This window comes from Mesorhizobium sp. M1409 (assembly GCF_040317535.1).
In the GTDB taxonomy this organism is placed as follows: Bacteria; Pseudomonadota; Alphaproteobacteria; order Rhizobiales; family Rhizobiaceae; genus Mesorhizobium.
Genome location: NZ_JAMYKV010000143.1, coordinates 1 through 1,602 on the forward strand (window position 1 = coordinate 1; position 1,602 = coordinate 1,602).

A 1,602-nucleotide genomic window follows, 5' to 3' on the forward strand; every position below is an offset into this window, starting at 1 on the left:
TCAGTTCAATCAGGCTTCAATGTAGTCGCGACCCGTGCGTGCCCGCCCAATCGCGCCCGCGACCACACAGAACCCTCCAGATTCACTTGGTTCGGCGGCGGCGAATCGAGGGGACGGCGAATGTCCAGGCCACGCGAGAAGCGCGAGACGGGAAAGCAGGATCTGTTCCGCTCCAGGCTCGATCAGATCATCAATATGAAGCACGAGCTGGTGCGGCTGGCGCTGGCGATTGACTGGCCGGTGCTGGAGGAGCGTTTCGGCGCCGTCTATTCGGACGGCCCCGGCATGCCGCCGCTGCCGACCCGGCTGATGGCAGGGCTGGCCATCCTCAAGCACACTTTCAACCTGTCGGACGAGGTGCTGTGCGAGCGCTGGGTGGAGAACCCCTACTTCCAGTATCTTTGCGGCGAGGAATTCTTCTGCCACGCGCTGCCGTTCGATCGCTCGTCGATGACGCGCTGGCGCAGCCGCATGGGCGAGGAGCGGATCGCGGCGCTCTTGCAGGAAAGCCTCAGCCTCGCGGTCAAGACCGGGGCGATGAAGCCGTCCGACACGCGCCAGGTGATCGTCGACACAACCGTGCAGCCGAAGAACGTGGTGTTCCCGACCGACGCCAAGCTCATCCACCGGGCGCGCGAGCGGCTGGTGCGGCTGGCCAAGAGGACGGGGCTCAATTTGCGCCGGACCTATGTGCGGGTCGGCAAGCTGGCGCTGATCAAGCACCAGCGCTATGCCCACGCCAAGCAGTTCAAGCGGGCCAACAAGGCGCTGCGCAGGCTTAACACCTACCTCGGCCGGACCATCCGCGACATCGGTCGCCAGGTCGCCGGCGATGCGAGGCTGGACGCGCGCTTCAACTGGCCGCTCTACCAGGCCGCCACCGTTCTCGAGCAGCGTCAGCGTCAGCGCGGCCGCAAGATCTACAGCCTGCACGCGCACGAGGTGGAATGCATCGGCAAGGGCAAGGCGCACATGCCCTACGAGTTCGGAGTGAAGGTGTCGGTGGCCACCACGCTGAAGCGCTCCAAGGGTGGTCAGTTCGCTCTGCATGCAAAAGCACTGCCCGGCAATCCCTATGACGGCCACACGCTGGCAAGCGTCATCCCCGACATGGAAGAGACCATCGGCAACCAGATCGGCCGCATCCTCGCCGACGCCGGCTATCGCGGCCACAACGCACCCCAGAGCCACAGGTTCAGGGTCTTCACAAGCGGCCAGAAACGCCGCGTCACTCCGGCCATCAAACGCCAGATGCGGCGGCGGTCGGCGGTCGAGCCGGTGATCGGCCACATCAAGGCCGAGCACCGCATGGGCCGCAACTACCTCGCCGGCCAGCACGGCGACGCCGTCAACGCCATCCTGGCCGCCGCCGGCTACAACTTCTCCCTCCTGCTCAGGTGGCTGAAGGTTTTTTTGTCCCTCTTGATCGCTCGGCTTCAACTCCGGCCCAAGCCGCTCGCCGCTTAGAGCGGGATGAAATGAGACTGAATCGGCTTGGGATTCCCTTAGGCGTGCAAATCTGATTGAACTAAACCGCTGCCGCGGTAGCTGATGCGCGGGTCTGGCCTGAGGAGGCCCCTGTCTGAGAAGATTTGGTGTCGA

At 64.5% G+C, this 1,602-nt stretch carries 1 protein-coding gene; it reads left to right on the plus strand.

Annotation, left to right across the window (positions count from 1 at the left end):
* Positions 1 to 120: 120 nt before the first annotated feature.
* Entirely contained in the window at positions 121 to 1,467 is a 1,347-nt protein-coding gene (locus tag NKG99_RS35710; protein ID WP_352874162.1) for an IS5 family transposase, read from the plus strand.
* Positions 1,468 to 1,602 lie beyond the last annotated feature (135 nt).